General features: G+C 74.0%; 22 protein-coding genes. 10 read left to right on the top strand and 12 right to left on the bottom strand.

Translation table 11 applies throughout. The features are described 5' to 3' along the window. The first annotated feature begins 87 nt into the window (after positions 1-87). From ACZ7G3_RS20720 to ACZ7G3_RS20705, 4 genes are all read left to right on the top strand, one after another. Entirely contained in the window at positions 88-312 is a 225-nt protein-coding gene (locus tag ACZ7G3_RS20720; protein WP_426599270.1) for a hypothetical protein, read from the top strand. 481 nt (positions 313-793) lie between these two features. Then, complete coding sequence (locus ACZ7G3_RS20715; protein WP_055418803.1) at positions 794-997, top strand: cold-shock protein; 204 nt, start codon at positions 794-796, stop codon at positions 995-997. A gap of 256 nt (positions 998-1,253) precedes the next feature. Further along, positions 1,254-2,786, top strand: a complete 1,533-nt coding sequence (locus ACZ7G3_RS20710; protein ID WP_470927349.1) for a DEAD/DEAH box helicase — start codon at positions 1,254-1,256, stop codon at positions 2,784-2,786. A 68-nt stretch (positions 2,787-2,854) separates the two neighbouring features. Continuing rightward, positions 2,855-3,175 carry an SCO5918 family protein gene (locus tag ACZ7G3_RS20705; RefSeq protein ID WP_470927347.1) on the top strand — a complete coding sequence of 107 codons (321 nt, stop codon included), beginning with the start codon at positions 2,855-2,857 and terminating at the stop codon, positions 3,173-3,175. A 130-nt stretch (positions 3,176-3,305) separates the two neighbouring features. On the opposite strand, the gene ACZ7G3_RS20700 is transcribed toward ACZ7G3_RS20705, so the two are convergent. From ACZ7G3_RS20700 to ACZ7G3_RS20670, 7 genes are all read right to left on the bottom strand, one after another. After that, positions 3,306-3,815, bottom strand: a complete 510-nt coding sequence (locus tag ACZ7G3_RS20700; protein ID WP_470927345.1) for a hypothetical protein — start codon at positions 3,813-3,815, stop codon at positions 3,306-3,308. After that, on the bottom strand, positions 3,799-4,290 hold the full coding sequence (locus ACZ7G3_RS20695; protein ID WP_003975205.1) for an RNA polymerase sigma factor: 492 nt from the start codon (positions 4,288-4,290) through the stop codon (positions 3,799-3,801). Before ACZ7G3_RS20695 ends, ACZ7G3_RS20700 begins: the two co-directional genes overlap by 17 nt. A 47-nt stretch (positions 4,291-4,337) precedes the next feature. Next, the gene (locus tag ACZ7G3_RS20690; protein WP_470927343.1) at positions 4,338-5,012 is read right to left on the bottom strand and encodes a class F sortase; all 675 of its coding nucleotides are present in this window, start codon (positions 5,010-5,012) and stop codon (positions 4,338-4,340) included. Next, the gene (locus ACZ7G3_RS20685; RefSeq protein WP_470927341.1) at positions 5,009-5,404 is read right to left on the bottom strand and encodes a sortase-dependent protein; all 396 of its coding nucleotides are present in this window, start codon (positions 5,402-5,404) and stop codon (positions 5,009-5,011) included. Before ACZ7G3_RS20685 ends, ACZ7G3_RS20690 begins: the two co-directional genes overlap by 4 nt. Positions 5,405-5,582: 178 nt before the next feature. Continuing rightward, complete coding sequence (locus ACZ7G3_RS20680; RefSeq protein ID WP_003975194.1) at positions 5,583-5,786, bottom strand: cold-shock protein; 204 nt, start codon at positions 5,784-5,786, stop codon at positions 5,583-5,585. A gap of 238 nt (positions 5,787-6,024) precedes the next feature. Further along, entirely contained in the window at positions 6,025-6,399 is a 375-nt protein-coding gene (locus tag ACZ7G3_RS20675; protein ID WP_470927339.1) for a MerR family transcriptional regulator, read from the bottom strand. A 429-nt stretch (positions 6,400-6,828) separates the two neighbouring features. Continuing rightward, positions 6,829-8,079 (bottom strand): sensor histidine kinase, encoded by a 1,251-nt coding sequence (locus ACZ7G3_RS20670; protein ID WP_470927337.1) that lies wholly within the window; start codon positions 8,077-8,079, stop codon positions 6,829-6,831. Between the two features lie 199 nt (positions 8,080-8,278). Here ACZ7G3_RS20670 and ACZ7G3_RS20665 point away from each other — a divergent pair, with 199 nt between their 5' ends. The 4 genes from ACZ7G3_RS20665 to ACZ7G3_RS20650 all read left to right on the top strand — a co-directional run bounded on the left by ACZ7G3_RS20665 (position 8,279) and on the right by ACZ7G3_RS20650 (position 13,773). Further along, positions 8,279-8,527, top strand: a complete 249-nt coding sequence (locus ACZ7G3_RS20665; RefSeq protein WP_426599277.1) for a hypothetical protein — start codon at positions 8,279-8,281, stop codon at positions 8,525-8,527. Further along, entirely contained in the window at positions 8,524-9,276 is a 753-nt protein-coding gene (locus tag ACZ7G3_RS20660) for an ABC transporter ATP-binding protein (RefSeq protein WP_470927336.1), read from the top strand. Before ACZ7G3_RS20665 ends, ACZ7G3_RS20660 begins: the two co-directional genes overlap by 4 nt. 3 nt (positions 9,277-9,279) lie before the next feature. Beyond that, positions 9,280-11,814, top strand: coding sequence for an ABC transporter permease (locus ACZ7G3_RS20655; RefSeq protein ID WP_470927334.1), 2,535 nt, complete (start codon positions 9,280-9,282; stop codon positions 11,812-11,814). A 474-nt stretch (positions 11,815-12,288) separates the two neighbouring features. Beyond that, positions 12,289-13,773: an alpha/beta hydrolase gene (locus ACZ7G3_RS20650; RefSeq protein WP_470927332.1), complete on the top strand. Its 1,485-nt coding sequence runs from the start codon at positions 12,289-12,291 to the stop codon at positions 13,771-13,773. 51 nt (positions 13,774-13,824) lie between these two features. On the opposite strand, the gene ACZ7G3_RS20645 is transcribed toward ACZ7G3_RS20650, so the two are convergent. The 4 genes from ACZ7G3_RS20645 to ACZ7G3_RS20630 form a co-directional block, all read right to left on the bottom strand. Next, the gene (locus tag ACZ7G3_RS20645) at positions 13,825-14,445 is read right to left on the bottom strand and encodes a hypothetical protein (protein ID WP_470927330.1); all 621 of its coding nucleotides are present in this window, start codon (positions 14,443-14,445) and stop codon (positions 13,825-13,827) included. 118 nt (positions 14,446-14,563) lie between these two features. After that, the gene (locus ACZ7G3_RS20640) at positions 14,564-15,073 is read right to left on the bottom strand and encodes a hypothetical protein (protein ID WP_470927328.1); all 510 of its coding nucleotides are present in this window, start codon (positions 15,071-15,073) and stop codon (positions 14,564-14,566) included. Between the two features lie 85 nt (positions 15,074-15,158). After that, positions 15,159-16,181, bottom strand: a complete 1,023-nt coding sequence (locus ACZ7G3_RS20635) for a hemolysin family protein (RefSeq protein ID WP_426599283.1) — start codon at positions 16,179-16,181, stop codon at positions 15,159-15,161. After that, entirely contained in the window at positions 16,178-17,518 is a 1,341-nt protein-coding gene (locus tag ACZ7G3_RS20630; protein ID WP_470927325.1) for a hemolysin family protein, read from the bottom strand. The genes ACZ7G3_RS20635 and ACZ7G3_RS20630 overlap by 4 nt, the downstream gene beginning before the upstream one ends. A gap of 367 nt (positions 17,519-17,885) precedes the next feature. On the opposite strand from ACZ7G3_RS20630, the gene ACZ7G3_RS20625 reads away from it, so the two are divergent. Next, complete coding sequence (locus ACZ7G3_RS20625) at positions 17,886-18,341, top strand: tellurite resistance TerB family protein (RefSeq protein ID WP_470927324.1); 456 nt, start codon at positions 17,886-17,888, stop codon at positions 18,339-18,341. 129 nt (positions 18,342-18,470) lie between these two features. Beyond that, a complete protein-coding gene (locus ACZ7G3_RS20620) occupies positions 18,471-18,737 on the top strand; it encodes a twin-arginine translocase TatA/TatE family subunit (protein ID WP_426599286.1) in 267 nt (88 codons plus the stop codon). A 54-nt stretch (positions 18,738-18,791) separates the two neighbouring features. Here ACZ7G3_RS20620 and ACZ7G3_RS20615 read toward each other — a convergent pair whose 3' ends face one another. After that, complete coding sequence (locus ACZ7G3_RS20615) at positions 18,792-19,856, bottom strand: CE1 family esterase (RefSeq protein ID WP_470927321.1); 1,065 nt, start codon at positions 19,854-19,856, stop codon at positions 18,792-18,794. Between the last annotated feature and the right edge of the window lie 74 nt (positions 19,857-19,930).

The following is a 19,930-nucleotide window of genomic DNA, read 5'->3' as shown; positions in this document are numbered from 1 at the left end:
CCGCCGCCGTACCGCGGGCCGGCCCGGCGGGCGTTCCGTGCGACCGCCGCGGCTCCTTCGGCCCGGCGGAGGCACATACTGGTGGCAATGACAAAGCCAGTCGGATCAAAACGCCACGCGTTGCCCACCAGCCCCTTCAAGGAGCCGGTCGCACTGCCTCCCAAGCACTTCGACGTGGGCGACCGGGTCACCCACGACACCTACGGCCTCGGCCGGGTGATCGCCCTCGAGGGCGGGATCGCGGTGCTCGTGGACTTCGGCTCGGCGCAGGAGCGGATCACCGTGCCCTACGCCAGGATGAGCAAGCTCTAGGACCACTCCGGCCACACCGCGCACCGGGAGCCGCCCACGGCACGACAACGCCCCGCGCCCGCGCCCGCGCCCACGGGCGCCGGGCCACGTCCGCTGCCCTCGACGTGCGACGTGTCCTTTGTCTCCACCGGTCCGTCTCGCCGCCTGTGGCGCTTTTGCCGTACCGGCGGGGCGGAAGGCGGCGCAGACACCATCGCCGGTGGTCACCACGCCGCCGACGGGAGCCCGGACGGCAAGACTGCGGCCCCCGGAGGGCAATATCTGCTGCCATGACAGGAGAAATCAACAGGACGCCCGGGGAATATTCCTCGGTCGGCCAGTCGGAGCAAGATTATTGCCGGCTCCCGGTCGATCACGGCGTGCTAGTGTCGCTGGAAGTTGCAGTTGTGGTTGCCTGAAGGTTTTGTCCGACGGGGTGATCATCACGGCGACCGGAGTTCACACAGGGTGAACTCCGAGCACCGTACCGAAGGAGAAAATTATGGCTTCCGGCACCGTCAAGTGGTTCAACGCGGAAAAGGGCTTCGGCTTCATCGAGCAGGACGGCGGCGGCCCCGACGTCTTCGCCCACTACTCGAACATCAACGCCCAGGGCTTCCGTGAGCTGCTCGAAGGCCAGAAGGTGACCTTCGACATCGCGCAGGGCCAGAAGGGCCCGACGGCCGAGAACATCGTTCCCGCCTGACGCTCACGCATACTTCGCAGCTGGGGCCCGCGCCTAGGGGTGCGGGCCCCAGCTCGCCGCGTTTCCGGGCGCAGAGCGCCCTGCGGGGTTCCGCTTCTCTCCCCGCGCATTCAATTCCCTCGCTTTCATCAATTCTCTCGGTCCACTCGGCTTCATACGCCGAGACCGACCGGGGCCGGCTCGTTCTTGCGATTCCCTGCGCCGCTCTTTTGCTGCGGGTCTCCCTTGATACGTGCCATATCAAGGAAGGTTCCCCATGAACCGCGTACGCACCAACGACCGCCGACGCTCCGGTGGCGGCGGCCCCCGCCGCTCGCAGACCTCCGGCCGCCGGCCGTCCGCCCCCCAGGGCGGCGAGTTCGCGCTGCCGAAGACGATCACGCCGGCGCTGCCCGCCGTCGAGTCGTTCGCCGAACTCGACATGCCGGCCCGCCTGCTGGCCGCGCTCACGGCCGAGGGCGTGACCACGCCGTTCCCGATCCAGGCGGCGACCCTGCCCAACTCCCTGGCCGGCCGCGACGTACTCGGCCGCGGCCGCACCGGCTCGGGCAAGACGCTCGCCTTCGGCCTCGCCCTGCTGGCCCGTACGGCCGGGCAGCGCGCCGAACCGCGACGTCCGCTCGGCCTCGTCCTCGTACCCACCCGTGAGCTGGCCCAGCAGGTCACCGACGCGCTCGCCCCGTACGCCCGCTCGCTGGGCCTGCGGTCGGCCACCGTGGTCGGCGGCATGTCGATCGGCCGGCAGGCCTCCGCGCTGCGGGGCGGCGCGGAGATCGTCGTCGCGACGCCCGGACGGCTCAAGGACCTCATCGACCGGGGCGACTGCCACCTCGGCGACGTCGGCATCACCGTCCTGGACGAGGCCGACCAGATGACCGACATGGGCTTCATGCCCCAGGTCACCGCCCTGCTCGACCAGGTGCGCCCCGAGGGCCAGCGGATGCTGTTCTCGGCCACCCTGGACCGCAACGTCGACCGGCTCGTCCGCCGCTACCTGACGGACCCGGTGGTGCACTCCGTCGACCCGTCGGCCGGTGCCGTCACCACGATGGAGCACCACGTGCTGCACGTGCACGACACCGACAAGCACCGCACGACCACCGAGATCGCGGCGCGGGACGGCCGGGTGATCATGTTCCTCGACACCAAGCACGCCGTGGACCGGCTGGTGAAGCACCTGCTGAGCAGCGGTGTCCGCGCCGCGGGCCTGCACGGTGGCAAGTCCCAGCCGCAGCGCACGCGGACCCTCGCCCAGTTCAAGGACGGGCACGTGACGGCGCTGGTGGCGACCAACGTCGCGGCCCGCGGCATCCACGTCGACAACCTCGACCTGGTCGTCAACGTCGACCCGCCCAGCGACCACAAGGACTACCTGCACCGCGGCGGCCGTACGGCCCGCGCCGGCGAGTCCGGCAGCGTCGTCACCCTGGTGACCCCGAGCCAGCGGCGCGACATGACCCGGCTGATGGCCTCGGCCGGTATCACCCCGCAGGTCACGCCGGTCCGTTCGGGCGAGGCGGAGCTGTCCCGCATCACCGGGGCGCAGGCCCCGTCCGGTGTCCCGGTCGTCATCGCCGTACCGGTCGTGGAGCGCCCGCGCCGCGCCGCGTCCGGCGGGGGTTCCTCGTCCCGCGGCCGCCGCAGCCGCTCCGCGCAGGGCCGCGCCGGCCAGGGGACCTCCACCCAGCAGAACCGCGCCGGCCAGGGCCGCGGCACCCAGGGCCGGCCCGCCGGCGAAGCCCCGCGCCGCAGGCCGCGGCGCCAGTCCGCCGGTGGCTCGGCGGCCTAGGGACGACCTGCTCCAGACCCACCGCGAACGGCAACCCACCCGTCCCATCTCCCCCTTGTGGAGGCATCATGCGCTGTGTCATCGCCCGGTACCCGTTCGACCTCACCAAGGGCGGGGTGCTGGATTCGATGAAGGGCGTCACTCCCGAGCCCATCACGGGTGAGTCCGTGACCATCGGCCGCCGCCGCTACCCCGTCAAGCAGGTCGGCGAGGTCGTCACCCGGCAGGACCGCCGCGACTTCTCCAGCGGCGAGGTCACCCGGGCCATGGCCCGCCTCGGTTTCACCTGCCACGCCGACCCCGCGGCCGCACCGGCTCCGGCGCCCGCCGCCACGCCGGTCGAGACCGCGTCGGCGCTGCTCGGCGGTACGGCACCGCTGGACGCGTAGCCGCGGGGACGTCTGAGCAGAGGGCGGGACGGAGGCGGAAGCCTCGGTCCCGCCCTCCCTCTGTCTCTCCTGCCGGGTTCTCCTACCTATCTCCCACCTGTCTCCTACGTCCCTTCTGTGTGCTTCTGCGTCAGGAGGGTCCCGTAGCAGCCGCGTCGTGGGGCTCCGACGGCGTCGGCGCCGTGCTCGGGCGGGCCGACGGCTCGGCGGCGGGCGGGGTGCTCGGCACCGCCGACGGTGCGGAGCCGGGCAGGGAGGCCGACGCGGTGGGCGGGGGCTCCTCGGGAGCGGGCCTCTGCGAGGGTTCGCGGGGCGGGGCGGGACTCGGTGCGGTCGTCGGCGCGGTCGTCGGCGTGGGCCCGGCGGGGGCCGGGGCCAGCGGAGCCGTCGGGCGTGCGGGCGACGCGGGGGCCGCCCAGTGCAGCGGCAGCGCGATCAGGGCGGCGGCGGCAGCGGTCGCGGCGGCGCCGGCCGCGGCGCGCAGCAGGCGCCGCCGGGACGCCGCCCGGCGGACCGCCTCGTAGCGGCCGGGGGGCGGTCCCAGGTAGTCGCCGCCCGGCCGCAGCACGACCAGCAGCGGATCGTCGTCGTCCCACGCGGACCCCGGGTCGTCCTGGCCGTCCTCAAGGCGTGTGGTCAAGGCTTCTCCTCAGATGGACGCGGAGCAGTTCGCGGGCCGCGTGGAGGTCGGCCTTGACGGTTCCTTCCTTGCGCCCGGTCAGCACGGACACCTCCCGGATCGGCATGTCAGCGTAGTAGTGCAGAAGGATCGGCACGCGCAGTCGCTCCGGCAGGGACTGCACGAGCAGCCGTACCGAGGGGTCGGCCTGCTCGGGGTGCGGGCGGACGGCGACCTCCGCGGTGACCCGGCGCACCGCCCGGCGCTCGCGCTCCAGTTTGCGCCAGTGGTCGCGGACGAGGTTGGCGGCGGTGACGTAGAGGAAGCCGCGGGGCTCCTCCACGGACGTCCAGCGGGCCCAGAGCCGGGTGAACGCCTCCGAGGCGATCTCGTGGGCCGTCTCGTCGTCGTCGACGAGCCGGCGGCACCAGCCGGCGAGGCGCGGATACAGGGCGGCGAACAGCTCGGACGCCGCCCTGTCACGGGACCGTTTCAACACTCTCCATGGTCGTGGGGTAGGGGCCGCACGGTACGGACGGCCGGTCAGGAGGCCGCGGGACGCGTCGCGTTCGTGGTCGTCTGCATGGTCGTGGTCGCGGTCGTGGTCGCGGTCAGTTCCGCGAAGACGATGACGTTGTCCCGGTACTCCTCGCCGATCCGCGGGCCGCCGCAGGTGATGAGCCGCAACTCCGGTCGGTCCACGTCCCCGTAGACGTCGTCCGTAGGGAAGTCGGCCCGCGCCACCGTCCGTACGGAGGTGACCGTGAACTCCGCCGTCGTGCCGTTCTCCAGTTGCGCCTCGATCCGGTCGCCTCGGTGCAGCCGCGCCAGGTGCCGGAAGACGCCGTCCCCGTGGGTGCCGACCGTGACATGGCCGAGGAGGACCGACGGCCCCACCTGGCCCGGCGTCGGCGAGTGCCGGTACCAGCCCGCGCGGTCGTCGTCCGTGGCGGGCGGGACCTCCACCGTGCCGTCCGACGCCAGTCCCAGCCGCATCACCGGGGTGTCGACCCCGATGGCCGGGATGCGCAGGCCGGCCGGGACCGAACGGCCCAGGGGCCGGGGCGGCTTGGCGGCGGCGTGCGCGGGCGGCGCGGTGGTGGCGGTGGGCGTGGAGCCTGCGGGCGTGCCGCGCCCGGCCTCTCGGCCGGCGCCGCATCCCACGAGGAGTACGGCCAGCGCGGCGGCGGCGAGGGCGCGCCCGGAGCGCGGGGTCATGCCCCGGTCGCCGCCCGCCGGCGACGTACGACGAAGAGGACCGCGCCGCCCGCGACGAGTACCGCGCCGGCGCCCGCGCCGATGAGTCCTTCGTCGGTCCCGGAGGCCTCCGTTGCCGTCACTCCGGTGTTGGGCGCGCCCTCGGGCACGGCGGATACCTGGCCCTCGGCCGGTGCCGGGGCGGGTGCCTGGGACGGTTCGGCCACCGGAGCCGGGGCACTGACGGACGGCACCGGCACCCCTGCCTCGCTCGGTTCGGTGCCGGAGCTCGGGGCGTCGGTGGCCGGAGGCTTGGAGGGGACCGGGGTGGGGTCGTCGGCGAACGCGGGCGCGGTGCCCGCCAGGACGACGGTGCAGGCCAGTGCCACGGCGCTGAGGATGGTTCGGCGCATCGGGTCGCTCTCTCTCATGGGTCGGCGCGTGTGCGTGCCGCTCGGGGTGCGGTCGCGAACGCGGATCGGACGGAGAGACGAGGCGACGACGGGACGGGTTGTAAAGAGATGGCAAAGTCCCGGGCCATGCAGAAGGCCCGCACCTTGCGGTGCGGGCCTTCAGTGCTGTTCGCGCGTCTTAGGCGGGAACGATGTTCTCCGCCTGCGGGCCCTTCTGGCCCTGCGTGACGTCGAAGTTGACCCGCTGGCCCTCCTGGAGCTCACGGAAGCCCTGGGTGGCGATGTTCGAGTAGTGGGCGAAGACGTCGGCGCCGCCGCCGTCCTGCGCGATGAAACCGAAGCCCTTTTCGGCGTTGAACCACTTCACGGTACCGGAAGCCATGTCTTTTACTCCTAGGCAGTGCTGGAGGCCCGCACTGTGCGGGCCTTCACATCGCTGCGATGATCACCTGCCCGGAAAACCGGTAACACAAATGGCAACCACAACTGCAACTGATGTCCAGCCTAGCACGAATTGAATCGGCCGCACAGAAATGAATCGCCAGGAAAGATGCTCTCGATTTAGCGGAGGATAGTTTTTCCGGCGTCCGCCGAATATCTGTTTCGCAGAGGTCAGGTTTTCACTCGCCGCGCCGTTCTCCGTTCCCGCCGGGCCGCCCGGCCTCGCGCCGGAGCTCCTCGTTCATGCGCAGCGCCGCGTCCAGATCGTCCTCCAGGCGGACGATCCGGCAGGCGGCCTCGATGGGCGTTCCCTGGTCGACCAGCTCGCGGGCGCGGGCGGCGCGGCGCAGTTGCTGGCGCGAGTAGCGGCGGTGCCCGCCTTCCGAACGGGTCGGGCTGATCAGCTCCGCCTCACCGAGGGCACGGAGGAAACCGGGTGTGGCACCGATCAGCTCGGCCGCCCTGCCCATGGTGTAGGCCGGGTACTGATCGTCGTCGAGCCGGTCGGCGGCCTGCGGCCGGTCTTCGGCGGTCAGCCTGCTCTCCGGGGACATGCATACCTTCCCGCGGACCGCTGGGGACACGGCCCGCCGCAGGGAATCCGGTTTCCCCGCACCTGAACTCTAGTCGCGCCCGTCGGATACCTCCCGCGGCGAACACATATCCGCAGGGCGCGGCGGGCGTGCCGGTCCGGTCGTGCCGGGTCGGAAGGCGGCGGGACGGAAGGGACGGGGTGAGGCGAGGCGAGGGTGGGGCGGGGCCAGGGTGGGCGGGGCGGGGGTGGGGGCAGAGGCCGGGGACCGGGACGCCGTACGCGCCAGGCGGGGACGCCCGGGGGACGTCGGCCTCGGCGTCGGGTGTCGGGCGCCGGCCCCTGCACCGGTCCGGTCCACCCGGGCCGGCCCCGCCACCCCGGGGACACCGCCTCGCAGGTCACCCTCGCGGGTCACCCTCGCAGGTCACCCTCGCGGGGTCCGCTCCGGTCATCTTCCGCAGGGGAGGTCCACTTCCAGGGTCGTCGGTCCGCCGGGCGGGCTGGCCAGGCGCAGGGTGCCGTCGTGGGCCGCGACCCGGCGCCGGATACCGGTCAGGCCCGAACCGCCGCCCTCGTCCGCACCGCCCCGGCCGTCGTCCTCGACCACCAGCCGCAGCCGGCCGCCACGCGCCCGGACGGTGACGGTGGCCCGCCCCGCCCCGCTGTGCTTCGCGATGTTCGTCAGCGCCTCCGCCACCACGAAGTACGCCGTCGCCTCGACCGACGCCGCACACCGCTCGGGCACGTCCGCCGCCACCCGGCACGGCACCCCGCAGTCCGCCGCCAGCCCCGACAACGCCCCCGCCAGCCCACGGTCCGCCAGCACCGGCGGCAGGATCCCCCGCGCCACCGCGCGCAACTCCGCCAGCGCCTGCTCCGCCGCCGACTGCGCCCGCTCCAGCAGCTCGTCGGCACCCGCGGGATCACGCGCCGCCATCCGCCGGGCCGCTCCCAGCAGCACCGTCACCGACACCAGCCGGTTCTGCGCACCGTCGTGCAGCGACCGCTCGATCCGCCGCAGCTCCGTCGCGTGCGCGTCCAGCGCCGCCGCCCGGGTCGCCGTCAGCTCCGCCACCCGCAGCGACAGGTCCGTCTCCGGGCCCGCCGCCAGCAACCGCCGTGCCGGGCCGGCCTGCAGCCGCGCCATGCCCGGCCCCAGCCCGAGCAGGATCGCGACCCAGCCGAGGCCCAGCAGGCCCACGGCGACGGCGTCCGGCCAGGTCTCGGCGGTCCCGATCCCGATCGACGTACTGGTGACGCCCTCGGGCACGAGGCGCCACCACAGGGGGAAGGTGGTGTCCCGGACCGCGCTGACCGGGAGCAGGAGACCGAGCAGGCCCAGGAGGAACCCCAGGGTGGCGTGCCGGGCCAGCCAGCGCAGCTCGCGCCGGGTGGTGGCGTCGGCCAGGGCGGGCCGCAGCCGGGTGGGCGGGGGATCGGGCGGGATGATCTCGGGGCCCCGGTGGGAGAGGCGTTCGCGTTCCCTGCGGGCCAGGGCGTGCAGGGCGCGCAGCACGGCGGGGGCGAGCAGGAGCCCGACGCCGGCCGGCGCGGTCACCGCGGCCACGGCCAGCAGCACGAGCACGCCGAGCGCCAGGGTGGCCGTGCCGAGCCCGCCGACGAGCTGCCCGGTCGCCGCGCCGGCGGCGCTCAGGGTCCGCAGGGCGCTCTGCCGCACGGACGTGATCGGCACCGTCATCCCGCCCGCCTCCCTCAGAGCCGCTCGCCGCACTCCGGCGTGCCCGACCCTATGCCGCCCGGCGCCCCGGCGGCGGGCGCGGAGCCGGAAAGTACAGCCTGCTGTACCTCGGACCGGGCGGCTGACGGGATCGGCCCGAGGGGGCCCGGGTCCATAGCGTCGGTGACGGACCGAGAGCGAAGCCACGGAGGACGCCGCCATGACGCACCAGGACCCCTACCGCCTGAGCACACCCCCGCCCCGCACCACCGGGCAGGACGGCCCGGACGCCGTCTCCCGCGGGGACGTCCTCCGTACGCTGCTGTGGGCCGTCGTCGTGGTCAGCGCGGTCGCCAACATGGCCGCCTCCCTCGCCGGCGCCCCCACCGTGGTGCACCTGGCCAGCGGCGTGGTCACCGTCCTCGCCGCCGGAACGCTCGTCGTGCGCGGTCTGCGGGGGCGTCGATGAGCACCGCGTTCGCGGCGGTCACCGCGCGCAGGGCGCCCGCCATCGCGCTGGCGAACGTCGCCAGGACGTACCCGGGTGGCGTGCGGGCCCTCGACGACGTGTCGCTCACCGTGGAGCACGGCACGTTCCTCGCCGTGATGGGGCCCTCGGGGTCCGGCAAGAGCACCCTGATGCACTGCGCCGCCGGCCTGGACTCCCCCACGTCGGGCAGTGTCCGCATCGACGGCCGGGAGATCTCGGGGCTGAACGAGACCCGCCGCACCGAACTGCGCCGCGAACGCGTCGGCTTCGTCTTCCAGGCGTACAACCTGATCCCCTCGCTCAGCGTCGAGGACAACATCACGCTGCCGCTGCGGCTGGCCGGCCGGCGCCCGGACCGGGACTGGCTGCGCACGCTGACCGAACGGGTCGGGCTCGCGGACCGGCTGTCGCACCGGCCGGCGGAGCTGTCCGGCGGACAGCAGCAGCGGGCCGCCGTCGTACGGGCGCTGGCGGCGAAGCCCGCCGTCGTGTTCGCGGACGAGCCGACCGGCGCCCTGGACCTGCGCAGCGCCCACCAGGTGCTGGACCTGCTGCGCGCACTCGTCGACGACCTGGGCCAGACGGTGGTGATGGTCACCCACGACCCGGCCGCCGCGGCCCGCGCGCACCGGGCCCTGGTGATGGCCGACGGCCGGGTGGTGGAGGCGCTGGAAGGCCCGACCGCACCCCGGCTGGCCGAGCGCCTCGTCGCGTTGGGGGAGCGGTAGACCGTGCTGCACCTTGCCTGGCGGATGGCCGCCCACCGGATCACCGCCTTGCTCGCCGTGGCGTGCGCGGTGCTGGGCGGCGCCGCGCTGATCACCACCACCGGTGTACTGGCCGAGTCCGGCCTCCGCTCCCAGCTGCCGCCCGGGCGGCTCGGCGGCGCGGACGTCGTGGTCGCGGCCGACCAGGAGTTCCACCCGAACGGGGACCTGCCGATCGCGCTGCCCGAGCGCGCCACGGTCCCGGACCGGCTCGTCGGCCGGCTGGCCGCCCTGCCCCACGTCACCGAGGCCGTCGGTGACATCGGCTTCCCGGCGGCGCTGGTCGACGCGCGCGGACGGGTCGTGCCGTCCGCCGAGGACCCGGGGACGGCGGGTCACGGCTGGTCGTCGGCGAAGCTGCTGGCGGACCCCCGCGTGGAGGGCCGGGCACCCTCGGGTGCGGGCGAGGTCGCCGTGGACGCGGCGGCGGGCGTCGCGGTGGGCGAGCGGGTCCGGGTCGTGGCGAACGGCCGCCCCGCCGCCTCCTACCGGGTCTCCGCGGTGGTCGACGCCCCGGGCGCGGGCGTCTACTTCGCGGACGGGACGGCCGCGCGCCTGGCGGGACGGGACGGTGCCGGCGACGGGCCGCGCGCCGGGACCGTCGACCTGATCGGCCTGCGCGTCGACGACGGTGCCGCGGAGCGGGTCGCCTCGGCGGTCCGCGAGCAGGTCGCGGGCACGGGGCTGGAGGTCGTCACCGGTGCGGACCGGGGGGAGGCCGTGGCGCCCGGCGTGGGTTCGGCGCGCTCGCTGCTGATCCTGCTCGCCGGTTCGCTCGCCGGGATCGTGCTGCTGATCACCGGGTTCGTCGTCGCGGGCGCGCTGGGCGTGACGATCGCCGGGCAGCGCCGCGACCTGGCGCTGATGCGGGCCGTCGGGGCGACCCCGAAGCAGATCCGCCGCCTGGCCGCCGCGCAGTCGACGGTCGTCGCGGCGGTGGCCCTGGTGCCGGGCGTCGCGGTCGGCTACCTGCTGGCGGACCGGTTCCGGCGGATGCTGGCGGACCGCGGGGTGCTGCCGGAGGAACTCCCCCTCACATCCGGCCCGTTGCCCGCGCTCGCCACGCTGCTCCTGATGGCCGGGGCCGTGCAGCTCGCGGCCCGGTGCGCGGCCTGGCGCACCTCCCGCATGCCGGCCACCGAGGCGGTCGCCGAGTCGCGCAGCGAACCGCGCACCCCGTCACGGGCGCGTACGCGGGCCGGTCTGCTGCTGATCCTCGGCGCGGGCGTGATGTCGGCGGCGCCGCTGCTGTCCCGGACCGTCATCGGGGCCTCGGCCACGTCCATCGCGGGCATCCTCGCCGCGATCGGCCTGGCCCTGTCCGGCCCGGCCCTGGTGAAGCGCGCGGGCGAGGCGGCCGTACGGCGCCTGCGCCCCGGGGTCACGGCCCCGACCTGGCTGGCGCTGGCCAACGTACGCGCCTACGCGCAGCGCCTGTCGGGCGTGGTCAGCCCGCTGGCCATGGCGGTCGTGTTCGTCCTGACGTACACGTTCGCGCAGACGACGGTGCTGGCCGCCACCTCGGACGACACCCGCACCGGCACGCTCGCCCAGTACGAGGTGAGCGCGCCGGGCCTGGGCGGGCTGCCCGCGGACACGCTGCCCGCCGTGCGGGACGTGCCGGGCGTGCGGGCGGCGGCGCCCGTCGGGACGACCACGGTGGTGTGGGAGTACGACCAGTTCGGCGAACCCGTGGCCGAGTCCGCCCCGGCGATGGTCCTCACCCCGGACGCCCGGGACGTCGTCGACCTCGGCGTCACGGACGGCGGCCTGGCCCGGCTCACCGGTGCCACGGTCGCCGTGAGCGGCGAGGCGGCGCGCACCCGGGGCACGGGACTCGGGGAGCGGCTCCGGCTGGTGCTCGGCGACGGGACGCGGGCCGACGCCGAGGTCGTCGCCGTGTACGACCGGGGCCTGGGCTTCGGCCCGGTCGTCCTCTCCCGTGACCTGGCCGCCGGGCACACCACGACCGGCCTCGACCAGAGCGTCCTGGTCCGCACCGACGGCACCTCCGCGGCCGGGCAGGGCCTGGCCGCGCTGGCCGCCGGCCGTACCGGCCTGGCCGTGTCGGGCACGGACCCGGACCCCGCCGGCGCGGACACGCCGCCCGAGGTGTGGGTCAACCTGGCCACCATCGTGGTGCTGCTCGGCTATCTGCTGCTGAGCATCGCCAACAAGCTGGTCGCCGCCACCGCCCAGCGCCGCGCCGAGATCGCCGCCCTGCGCCTGGTCGGCACGACGCCACGCCAGATCCGGGCGATGATGCGCCGCGAGGCCGCCGTCATCGCCGCCGCGGCCCTCGTCTCCGGTCTGCTCCTGTCCGCCCTCCCGCTCGCCCTGCTGGGCCAGGGCTTCCTCGGCCGTCCCTGGCCGTCGGGCCCCGCCTGGCTGCTCCCCGCGGTGGCGGCCACGGTCGCGCTGACGTCCTTCCTCACCATCGAACTGCCCACCCGGCACGCCCTGCGGACACCTCCGGCGGACGCGCTGCGGGCGGATTGAGGGAGGCGGAGCGGCCGGTGACGCCGCCGCACCCCCGGCCCTGACGGGCTGGGCGTGCGGCGGTTGTGGTTCACCCGCGGGCCGGGCCGCTCGCTCGTGGAGCGACTTCCGCTCGTGGAGCGCCGCTCGCTCGTGGAGCGACTTCCGCTCGTGGAGCGCCGCTCGCTCGTGGAGCGACTTCCGCTCGTGGAGCGACTTCCGCTCGTGGAGCGCCGCTCGCTCGTGGAGCGACTCCCGCCGGCCGAGAAGGCGGCATCGGCACGCCGGCCGGCGCGCTCACCCGGGTCGATTCCGGAACGGCATGCGGCAGCACCGCCTCCGGGTTCCCCTGGTTCGTCCCTGACCGGCCCCCGGAATCGACCCTGACACGGCACCTGACGGACGGTGGCACGCCTAGCGTGCCCGGAAGGACCGCCGAGTCTGCTCCCTGCCTGAGCAGACCTGTCATGCCCGGTCTCGACAGGAGGACGATTCATGCTCTTCAGGGGCACATCCGCGTTACGGCGCGCCATGGTGCGGAGCACAGCCGTCATCGCGGGGACCGCCGTCGCCGCCACCGTCGGTTTCGTCGCCGCGCCCGCCGTGAACGCGGCGACGCCGACCGCCGGAGCCCTGCACTGGGCTCCGTGCGACGACCCGGACCACCCGGGCGCCGAGTGCGCCACGTTGGAGGTCCCGGTCGACTGGTCCCGCCCGCACGGGCCGACGTTCGACCTGGCCGTGGCCCGCCGTCAGGCCACCGACCCCGACGCCCGGGTCGGCTCGCTGGTGTTCGGCCCCGGCGGGCCGGGCGACTCCGGCGTGGAGCGGGTGGTGAGCGGCATCGGCCGGTTCAGTTCCGAGACCCGCCGCAGGTTCGACATCGTCAGCTTCGATCCGCGTGGCGTGGGCGGCAGCAGCCCGGTGACCTGCTCCGGCGACCTGCTCGCCCGGCGTCCGTCACCGGCACTCGCGAACCAGGCGGACTTCGACGCCACCCTGGCCTACAACAAGCGGCTGCGCGCCGACTGCCGGGCACGCACCGGCCCGGTGTTCGACCACCTCGACACCGCCCAGACGGTCCAGGACCTGGACGCTCTGCGGGCCGCCCTCGGTGAGGCCGAACTCACCTTCCACGGCAGCTCGTACGGCACGGTGCTCGGGGCCCAGTACGCCGAGACCCACCCGCACAGGGTCCGTGCGATGGTGCTGGAGAGCGTCATGGACCACAGCGTCTCCAGCACCCGCGGGTTCCTGCGGGCCGAGGCGGCCTCGGCGCAGGACTCCTTCGACGAGTTCGCCCAGTGGTGCGCCGGCAACCCGGCCTGCGCGCTGCACGGCCACGACGTCCGCACGGTCTGGCGGGGACTGCTGGAGCGTGCCGAACGCGGCGAGCTGGCAGACCCCGCCGAACCGGGAACCGCCCTCTCGTCGGCGGACCTGGTCAACAGGGTCGCCCTGCGGAAGTTCTACGACGCCGACTACGCGGAACTGGCGACGGCCGTCGCGGGGATGGCGGCGAGCGCCCCGCTGCCCGCCGCACCCACCTCGGTGTCGCCGCTCCCGCCGGCGCTGCCCGTCTTCTGCGCGGACTGGCACCTGCCGGTACGCGACCACCGGGAGTACACGTCACTCGTCAGGATGATGAACAGGACCGCACCCGACCTGCCCCACCTGCTGCCGGTCCAGATGACGGTGGCATGCCTGGGCGCGCCGGCCGCCAACCCGCAGCACCGCCTCTCGGTCCGCGGCGCCCCGCCGATCCTGGTGTCCAACGCCCTCCACGACCCCGTCACCGGCTACCCCTGGGCGGTCTCGGTGGCCCGGCAGCTCGGCCGCAGTGGCGCGCTCCTCACCTACGAGGGCCGAGGCCACGGCAGTGTCACCCGCGGCCCCTGCATGGAGCGCGCGGTCGACGCGTACCTGACCGGCCTGACGGTGCCCCCGCGCGGCACCAGGTGTCCGGCCCTGCCGTCCTGAGCGGGCCCAGCCGGCCTCCCCGCGTCTCCCCGGTCGGCGGCCGGGGAGACGTCAGATGCAGGACCCTTCCTTCTCCACGGTGTCGGGCCGGATGCAGGACGTCCCGGCGGCGTACTCGCCGCTGCGGTCGTAGACCTGGAGGACCGCCGTCTCGTCGATCTCCCACCAGCCCGCGAGCGCCTCGGCGACGTACTGGCTCTGCTTCTCCAGAGCCGTCATCTTCTTCCGCTCCGCCACGTCACCGCTGTCGATGGCCTCGTAGTCGACGGTCGGATGGTCGGAGGCGGCCTCCAGGGCCGGGTAGGCCAGTTTGCGCTCGTAGCCGCGCCACCCCTTGAGGTGGCGGACGGCGTTCTTCTGCTCGGTGGTCCCGTGCTCGGTGACGTACTCCTTGAACTGCTCGAAGGTGCCGGGGGTGTCGGCGATCTCCGCGAGCGACAGGGTGACCTTGCGCGGCTCGGGGCCGGCCGTCCGCTCCGGCTCCTCCTGCGTGGCGGGTTTCGGTGAGCCGGCCGGGGCGGAAGCGGTCGCGCCGGGGCCGGCCGTCGAAGCGGCGTCCGGAGAAGGGGAGCCGGGGGAGTCGTCACCGCACCCGCCCAGCATCGCGACGAGCGCGCTCACCATGACGACGCCGCACACGAGGGTCGACCCGTTCTTCCGCCTGCTGCCCACGTACACCATCTCCGTCGAGTGCCGGAGGGCTTGCCGACGGGCGTCACCGCAGGCAGGGCACCCTCACGTGAATGACGCGTGATCGTACATGCGGGCGCGCCGTGCGCTGCGCCCCGGGTCAGGCGGAGGCCGTCGTCCACTGGCGGAGCAGTGCCAGTTGCTGGTCCCTGGCCGGGGCGACGTCCTCGGGCTCGTCGCGGCGCCAGGTGAGCAGGTCGTCGACGGGGGTGGCGCCGGTGGCGAGGCGGGTGAGGAGGGTACGGGAGAGGCCGTACTCGTCGGGGGTGTGGATGCCGCTGGGGACGGCGGCCAGGGCGGTCGCCTCGACCGTGCCGTCGCCCTCGGTCTCCACCCGTACGGTGAAGGCCGGGGGGAGTTCGCCGTCGCCGGTCAGCATGGCGTAGACCGAGTCGAACGCCATCGAGGCCAGCCGCCGGGCGGTGGACCGCACGGCGACGTCCTGGACGTCGAGCCCGCGGACGTCGTCCCAGGACCAGAAACGGCCCTGGCCGAGCCCGAGGATCTCGACCCCGTCCTTGGTCAGGCGCACTCCGGACGCCGTGCCGATGGGCTCGGCGCCCACGTACACGGCGTCCTCGGTGATCCAGAACAGGCCGACCATGGCCATGAGCGCCTCCCACAGCGGTGTCGGCGCCGGTGCCGGCGCCGTTTCGCTGTGGGAGACGCCCCTGGTCGTGCGGGAGTTCCCGGGGTCAGGCCACCGGTGTCGTCGGGCCCACCAGTTCCGTCAGCACGTCCTCCATCGTCACGAAGCCCAGGACCGCGCCCGTCTCGCCGGTGACGGCGGCCAGGTGGCTGTCCTCGGTGCGCAGGGCGGTGAGGGTGTCGTCGAGCGGGGTGTCGATGCGGACCCGGGTGACCCGGTGCAGGGCCGTGCGCGGGAAGGGCCGGTCGCGGTCGGTCAGGCCCAGCGTGTCCTTGATGTGCAGGTAGCCCAGCACGGTGCCGCCGGGGCCGGTGACCGGGAAGCGGGAGTAGCCCGCGTCCGCGGCCATGCGCTCCAGTTCCGCCGGGGTGACGGTGTGGCCGACCGTGCGCATCTTCTGGGCCGGGACCAGGATCTCGCCGACCGGGCGGGTGCCCAGTTCCAGCGCGTCGCGCAGCCGTTCGCCGTCGGCCGGGGTGAGCAGTCCGGCCTCGCTGGCGTCGACGACCATGCGGGCCAGCTGGTCGTCGGTGAAGACGGCCTCCACCTCGTCCTTCGGCTCCACCCGCAGCAGCTTGAGCAGCGTGTTGGCGAAGGCGTTGATGCCGAAGACGAACGGCTTCAGGGCCCGGGTGAGGGCGACCAGCGGCGGGCCGAGGACCAGCGCGGTGGTCGCCGGGGCGGCCAGCGCGATGTTCTTCGGGATCATCTCGCCGATCAGCATGTGCAGATACGTGGCGAGGGCCAGGGCGATCGCGAAGGCGACCGGGTGGACCAGCGCGTGCGGCATGTGGACCGCCTCGAACACGGGCTCCATCAGGTGCGCGATGGCCGGTTCCGCGACCGCGCCGAGCACCAGCGAGGAGACGGTGATGCCGAGCTGGGCGGTGGCCATCATCGCGGAGATGTGTTCCAGGCCCCACAGGGTCATCCGGGCGCGCTTGTCGCCCGTCTTCGCGCGCGGCTCGATCTGGCTGCGGCGCACGGAGATCATGGCGAACTCGGCGCCGACGAAGAACGCGTTGGTCAGCAGCGTCAGGGCGCCGATGAGGAGCTGTACGGCGGTCATCGGGCCACCTCCGGCTCGCGGTCGGCCGACGGGGCCGGCGCGGGCGCGGTGACCCGCAGGCGGTCGGCGCGGTGGTGGTCGACGTCGAGGACGTCCAGGCGCCAGCCTCCCAGGTCGACGACGTCGCCCTTGGCGGGGATGCGTGCCAGGTGGGTGGCGACCAGGCCGGCCAGGGTCTCGTACGGTCCGTCCGGCGCGGTCAGGCCGATGCGCTCCAGGTGGTCCAGACGGAGCGAGCCGTCGGCCTCCCAGGCCGCGCGGCCGTCCGCTTCGGCGGGGGCGGGCAGCAGGTCCGGTATCTCGACCGGGTCGTGCTCGTCGCGCACTTCGCCGACGACCTCCTCCACGATGTCCTCGACGGTCGCCACGCCCGCCGTACCGCCGTACTCGTCGATGACGACGGCCATGGTGCGGGTGGCGCGCATGCGCTCCAGGAGCCGGTCGGCGGGCAGGCTGTCCGGCACCAGGAGCGGCGCGGTGGCCAGCTCGGTGACGGGGGTGGACCTGCGCCGGTCCGGCTCCAGGGCCAGGACGTCGCGGATGTGCACGGTGCCGATGACCTCGTCCAGGCTCTCCTGGTAGACCGGGAAGCGGGACAGGCCGGTGGCGTGCGAGAGGTTCGCGGCGTCGGCCGCGGTGGCGTGGGCCTCCAGGGCCTTGACGTCCACGCGCGGGGTCATGACGTTCTCCGCGGTCAGCTCGTTCAGGTGCAGGGTGCGCACGAAGAGCTCGGCCGAGTCGGCCTCCAGGGCGCCCTCGGCGGCGGAGTGCTGGGCCAGGGCGACCAGTTCCTCGGCGCTGCGGGCGGACGCCAGCTCCTCGGCCGGTTCCAGGCCGAAGCGGCGTACGAAACGGTTCGCGCTGTCGTTCAGGTGCCGGATGAAGGGGCCGAACGCGGTGGTGAAGCCGCGCTGCGGGCCCGCGACGACCTTCGCGACGGCCAGCGGGCGGGAGATCGCCCAGTTCTTGGGGACCAACTCGCCGACGACCATCAGGACGACGGTGGAGACGACCACGCCGAGCACGGTCGCGACCGTCGGGGCGGCACCGCCCAGGCCGATCGCCCGCAGCGGGCCGCGCAGCAGCACCGCGAGGGACGGCTCGGCGAGCATGCCGATGACCAGCGAGGTCACGGTGATGCCCAGCTGGGCGCCGGAGAGCTGGAGGGTGAGGGACCGTACGGCCTTCAGAGCGCCGTCGGCACCGCGCTCGCCGGACTCGGCGGCACGTTCCAGGTCACCGCGCTCGACGGTGGTGAGGGAGAACTCGGCCGCGACGAAGACCGCGCAGGCCAGGGTGAGGAGGAGGGCCAGCAGGAGCAGCAGGACCTCGGTCACCGTGCCACCCCGCTTCCCTCACGCGCATACAGGGGGGACTGCGGGCCGGCCATGGCACGGCCGGTACTGGGAGGCTCCATTACGGAACGGGACTCCTTAACGGGGTCGGTGGGCGCCGGTACCAGCCGGTCGCCCGAGGTTTTCCCTCTCATGGTAAAGGACGGGCAAAAGCATGGGGAGTCCCCACATACCCCCGGATCCCTACGCTTCTACTCGACTGTAGAGAACGGCGGGACGGCTCCGCTTGTTCCCCTCGGCTCCGACGGCGATTCCGGGGGCGGGGACGGCTTCGAGGGCGGCGGGGAAGCCTGGTAACTTCTACACGAGTGTAGAAACTCGCCCGTCTCCCGACCCGTACGGAGTTCTCATGGCCCTGTGGGACCGCTTCAAGGAGTCCGCGTCGCAGATGCAGACGCAGCTCGTGGCGAAGAAGAACGACCTCAAGAGCGGCGCCTTCCGCGACGCGAGCATGGCGATGTGCGCGCTGGTCGCCACTGCCGACGGGACGGTCGACGCGTCGGAGCGCCAGCGGGTGGCCCAGCTCATCGCCACCAACGAGGTGCTGCAGAACTTCCCCGCCGACGACCTGCGCCGCCGCTTCGAGGAGAACCTGGACAAGCTGACCGCCGACTTCGCCTTCGGCAAGGTCAGCGTCCTGCAGGAGATCGCCAAGGCCAGGAAGAAGCCCGCCGAGGCCCGGGCCGTGGTGCAGATCGGCATCGTGATCGGCGGTGCCGACGGGGACTTCGACAAGGACGAGCGGGCCGTCGTCCGCGAGGCGTGCTTCGCCCTGGACCTGCCGCCGCACGAGTTCGACCTCTGAGATGTCTGAGGCTTCTGGGGTCCTTGGGATCCCTGAGGCCTCTGGTCCCTTCGACGCCACCGGCCATGCCGTAGATTCCGTGCGGGCCCGTGCCGCGGGCTCGCACCGTACGTTCACCAGGGGAGCGCCGTGTTCGGACTGAGCGAACTCGCGATCATTCTCATCGTCGTCATAGCCGTTCTCGCCGCCAAGAAGCTCCCCGAGCTGACCCGCTCGGCGGGCAAGTCGGCCCGCATCCTCAAGGCCGAGGCCCGCGCGATGAAGGACGAGGAGCGGACGCCGCCCGAGGACCGGGAGGCGCCCCGGGTCATCCAGGGCGAGGCGATCCGCCGTGATGACACCGGAGGCGGGAATCCCGGTACGGCGCCCGGCGGGCGGGACACCTCCCAGGGCTGACGGCACGTCCCGGGGCCGGTGACACCTCCCGGGGCCCGGGAGGTGTCACGTCACTCAGCGGCCGGCACCCGTGAAGAAGTCGAGGATCGTGTCGGTGGCGTCCAGGGCCCTGCTGGTGGGGCCGAATCCCTCGGGCGGGGCGACCGACGAACCCGGCCAGGTGTGACCGGCGTCCTCGACGACCAGGAGCTGGACGGTGGCGGCCCCTCCAGCGGCCCCTCCATCGGCCGCCGCTGCGCCCTTCGCGCTCTTCGGGCTCTTCGGGCTCTTCGCGTCCTTCAGGTGCCAGACGGTGCGGTCGTAGCCCTTCTCGTCCTCCGTGACCGGCTCGCCCGCGCCGCCCGCTTCGGCGAACGCCTCCGCGCTGTCCCGGGCCGACAGGCTCGGAAGGATCGGCTCCTCGGGGTTCGGCGGCGGGGAGGGCCAGCCCTCGAGGGGGCGTACGGGGTCGTCGGCGCCGTAGACGACCATGACGGGGACGGGCCCGGTGGGCTCGACCGCGGCGGCGCCCGCGGGCAGCTGGCCGGAGACCGAGGCGGCGCCCGCCAGCAGGCCGGGACGCTCGGCGGCGAAGCGCAGCGCCATCGAGCCTCCGTTGGAGAAACCGGCGACGTACACCCGCTCGGGGTCGGCCCGTTCGGTGCGCACCAGGTGCTTGATCAGCGCCTCGGTGAAGCGGACGTCGAGGTCGGGGTCCGGCCGCCGCTCGGTCGCCTGCGTGCCCGCGCCCCAGCCGTTGTCGAGGCCCTCCGGGTAGGCGACCAGCATGCCGCGCTCGCCGGCGGCCCGTTCCAGCCGGCTCTTCTCGCGCATCTCGGCCGCGTCGGCGCCGCGGCCGTGGAAGGCGATGACGAGGGGCCTCGGACCGTCGGCGGCGGAGCCGGCGGGCCGGTGCAGGAGGTACTGGCGGGTGCGGCCGTCCACGCGCAGCTGTGCGCGGGCGTCCGGTGCCGCGGAGGCCGTACTGCCGGAGGTCCGGGACGGGCCGCCGCTCGCCGGCGGCGTCGCGTCCGGACGCCCGGACTCGGTGGCGCAGCCGGCCAGCGGAAGAGCGAGGGCGAGGGCCAGCACGCCGGGCCACCGGCGGGTGCGGTGCGAGAGGTCACGGAAGGAGCGCATGCCCCAGAGGAGAGCAGCCCGGCGACACCCCTGTCCAAGATCGATATGAATGCCGATTCGATCAATTCCCGATA

This window comes from Streptomyces sp. NPDC037271 (assembly GCF_055603605.1).
Note: the sequence above shows the minus strand (reverse complement) of the source record. Positions and strands in the feature narration are given on the sequence as shown.

Coding starts and splice junctions, on each gene's coding strand:
- ACZ7G3_RS20720 (WP_426599270.1), top strand. CDS start 88: ATGACAAAGCCAGTCGGATCAAAACGCCACGCGTTGCCCACCAGCCCC.
- ACZ7G3_RS20715 (WP_055418803.1), top strand. CDS start 794: ATGGCTTCCGGCACCGTCAAGTGGTTCAACGCGGAAAAGGGCTTCGGC.
- ACZ7G3_RS20710 (WP_470927349.1), top strand. CDS start 1,254: ATGAACCGCGTACGCACCAACGACCGCCGACGCTCCGGTGGCGGCGGC.
- ACZ7G3_RS20705 (WP_470927347.1), top strand. CDS start 2,855: ATGCGCTGTGTCATCGCCCGGTACCCGTTCGACCTCACCAAGGGCGGG.
- ACZ7G3_RS20690 (WP_470927343.1), bottom strand. CDS start 5,012: ATGACCCCGCGCTCCGGGCGCGCCCTCGCCGCCGCCGCGCTGGCCGTA.
- ACZ7G3_RS20685 (WP_470927341.1), bottom strand. CDS start 5,404: ATGCGCCGAACCATCCTCAGCGCCGTGGCACTGGCCTGCACCGTCGTC.
- ACZ7G3_RS20680 (WP_003975194.1), bottom strand. CDS start 5,786: ATGGCTTCCGGTACCGTGAAGTGGTTCAACGCCGAAAAGGGCTTCGGT.
- ACZ7G3_RS20675 (WP_470927339.1), bottom strand. CDS start 6,399: ATGTCCCCGGAGAGCAGGCTGACCGCCGAAGACCGGCCGCAGGCCGCC.
- ACZ7G3_RS20670 (WP_470927337.1), bottom strand. CDS start 8,079: ATGACGGTGCCGATCACGTCCGTGCGGCAGAGCGCCCTGCGGACCCTG.
- ACZ7G3_RS20665 (WP_426599277.1), top strand. CDS start 8,279: ATGACGCACCAGGACCCCTACCGCCTGAGCACACCCCCGCCCCGCACC.
- ACZ7G3_RS20660 (WP_470927336.1), top strand. CDS start 8,524: ATGAGCACCGCGTTCGCGGCGGTCACCGCGCGCAGGGCGCCCGCCATC.
- ACZ7G3_RS20650 (WP_470927332.1), top strand. CDS start 12,289: ATGCTCTTCAGGGGCACATCCGCGTTACGGCGCGCCATGGTGCGGAGC.
- ACZ7G3_RS20640 (WP_470927328.1), bottom strand. CDS start 15,073: ATGGCCATGGTCGGCCTGTTCTGGATCACCGAGGACGCCGTGTACGTG.
- ACZ7G3_RS20635 (WP_426599283.1), bottom strand. CDS start 16,181: ATGACCGCCGTACAGCTCCTCATCGGCGCCCTGACGCTGCTGACCAAC.
- ACZ7G3_RS20625 (WP_470927324.1), top strand. CDS start 17,886: ATGGCCCTGTGGGACCGCTTCAAGGAGTCCGCGTCGCAGATGCAGACG.
- ACZ7G3_RS20615 (WP_470927321.1), bottom strand. CDS start 19,856: ATGCGCTCCTTCCGTGACCTCTCGCACCGCACCCGCCGGTGGCCCGGC.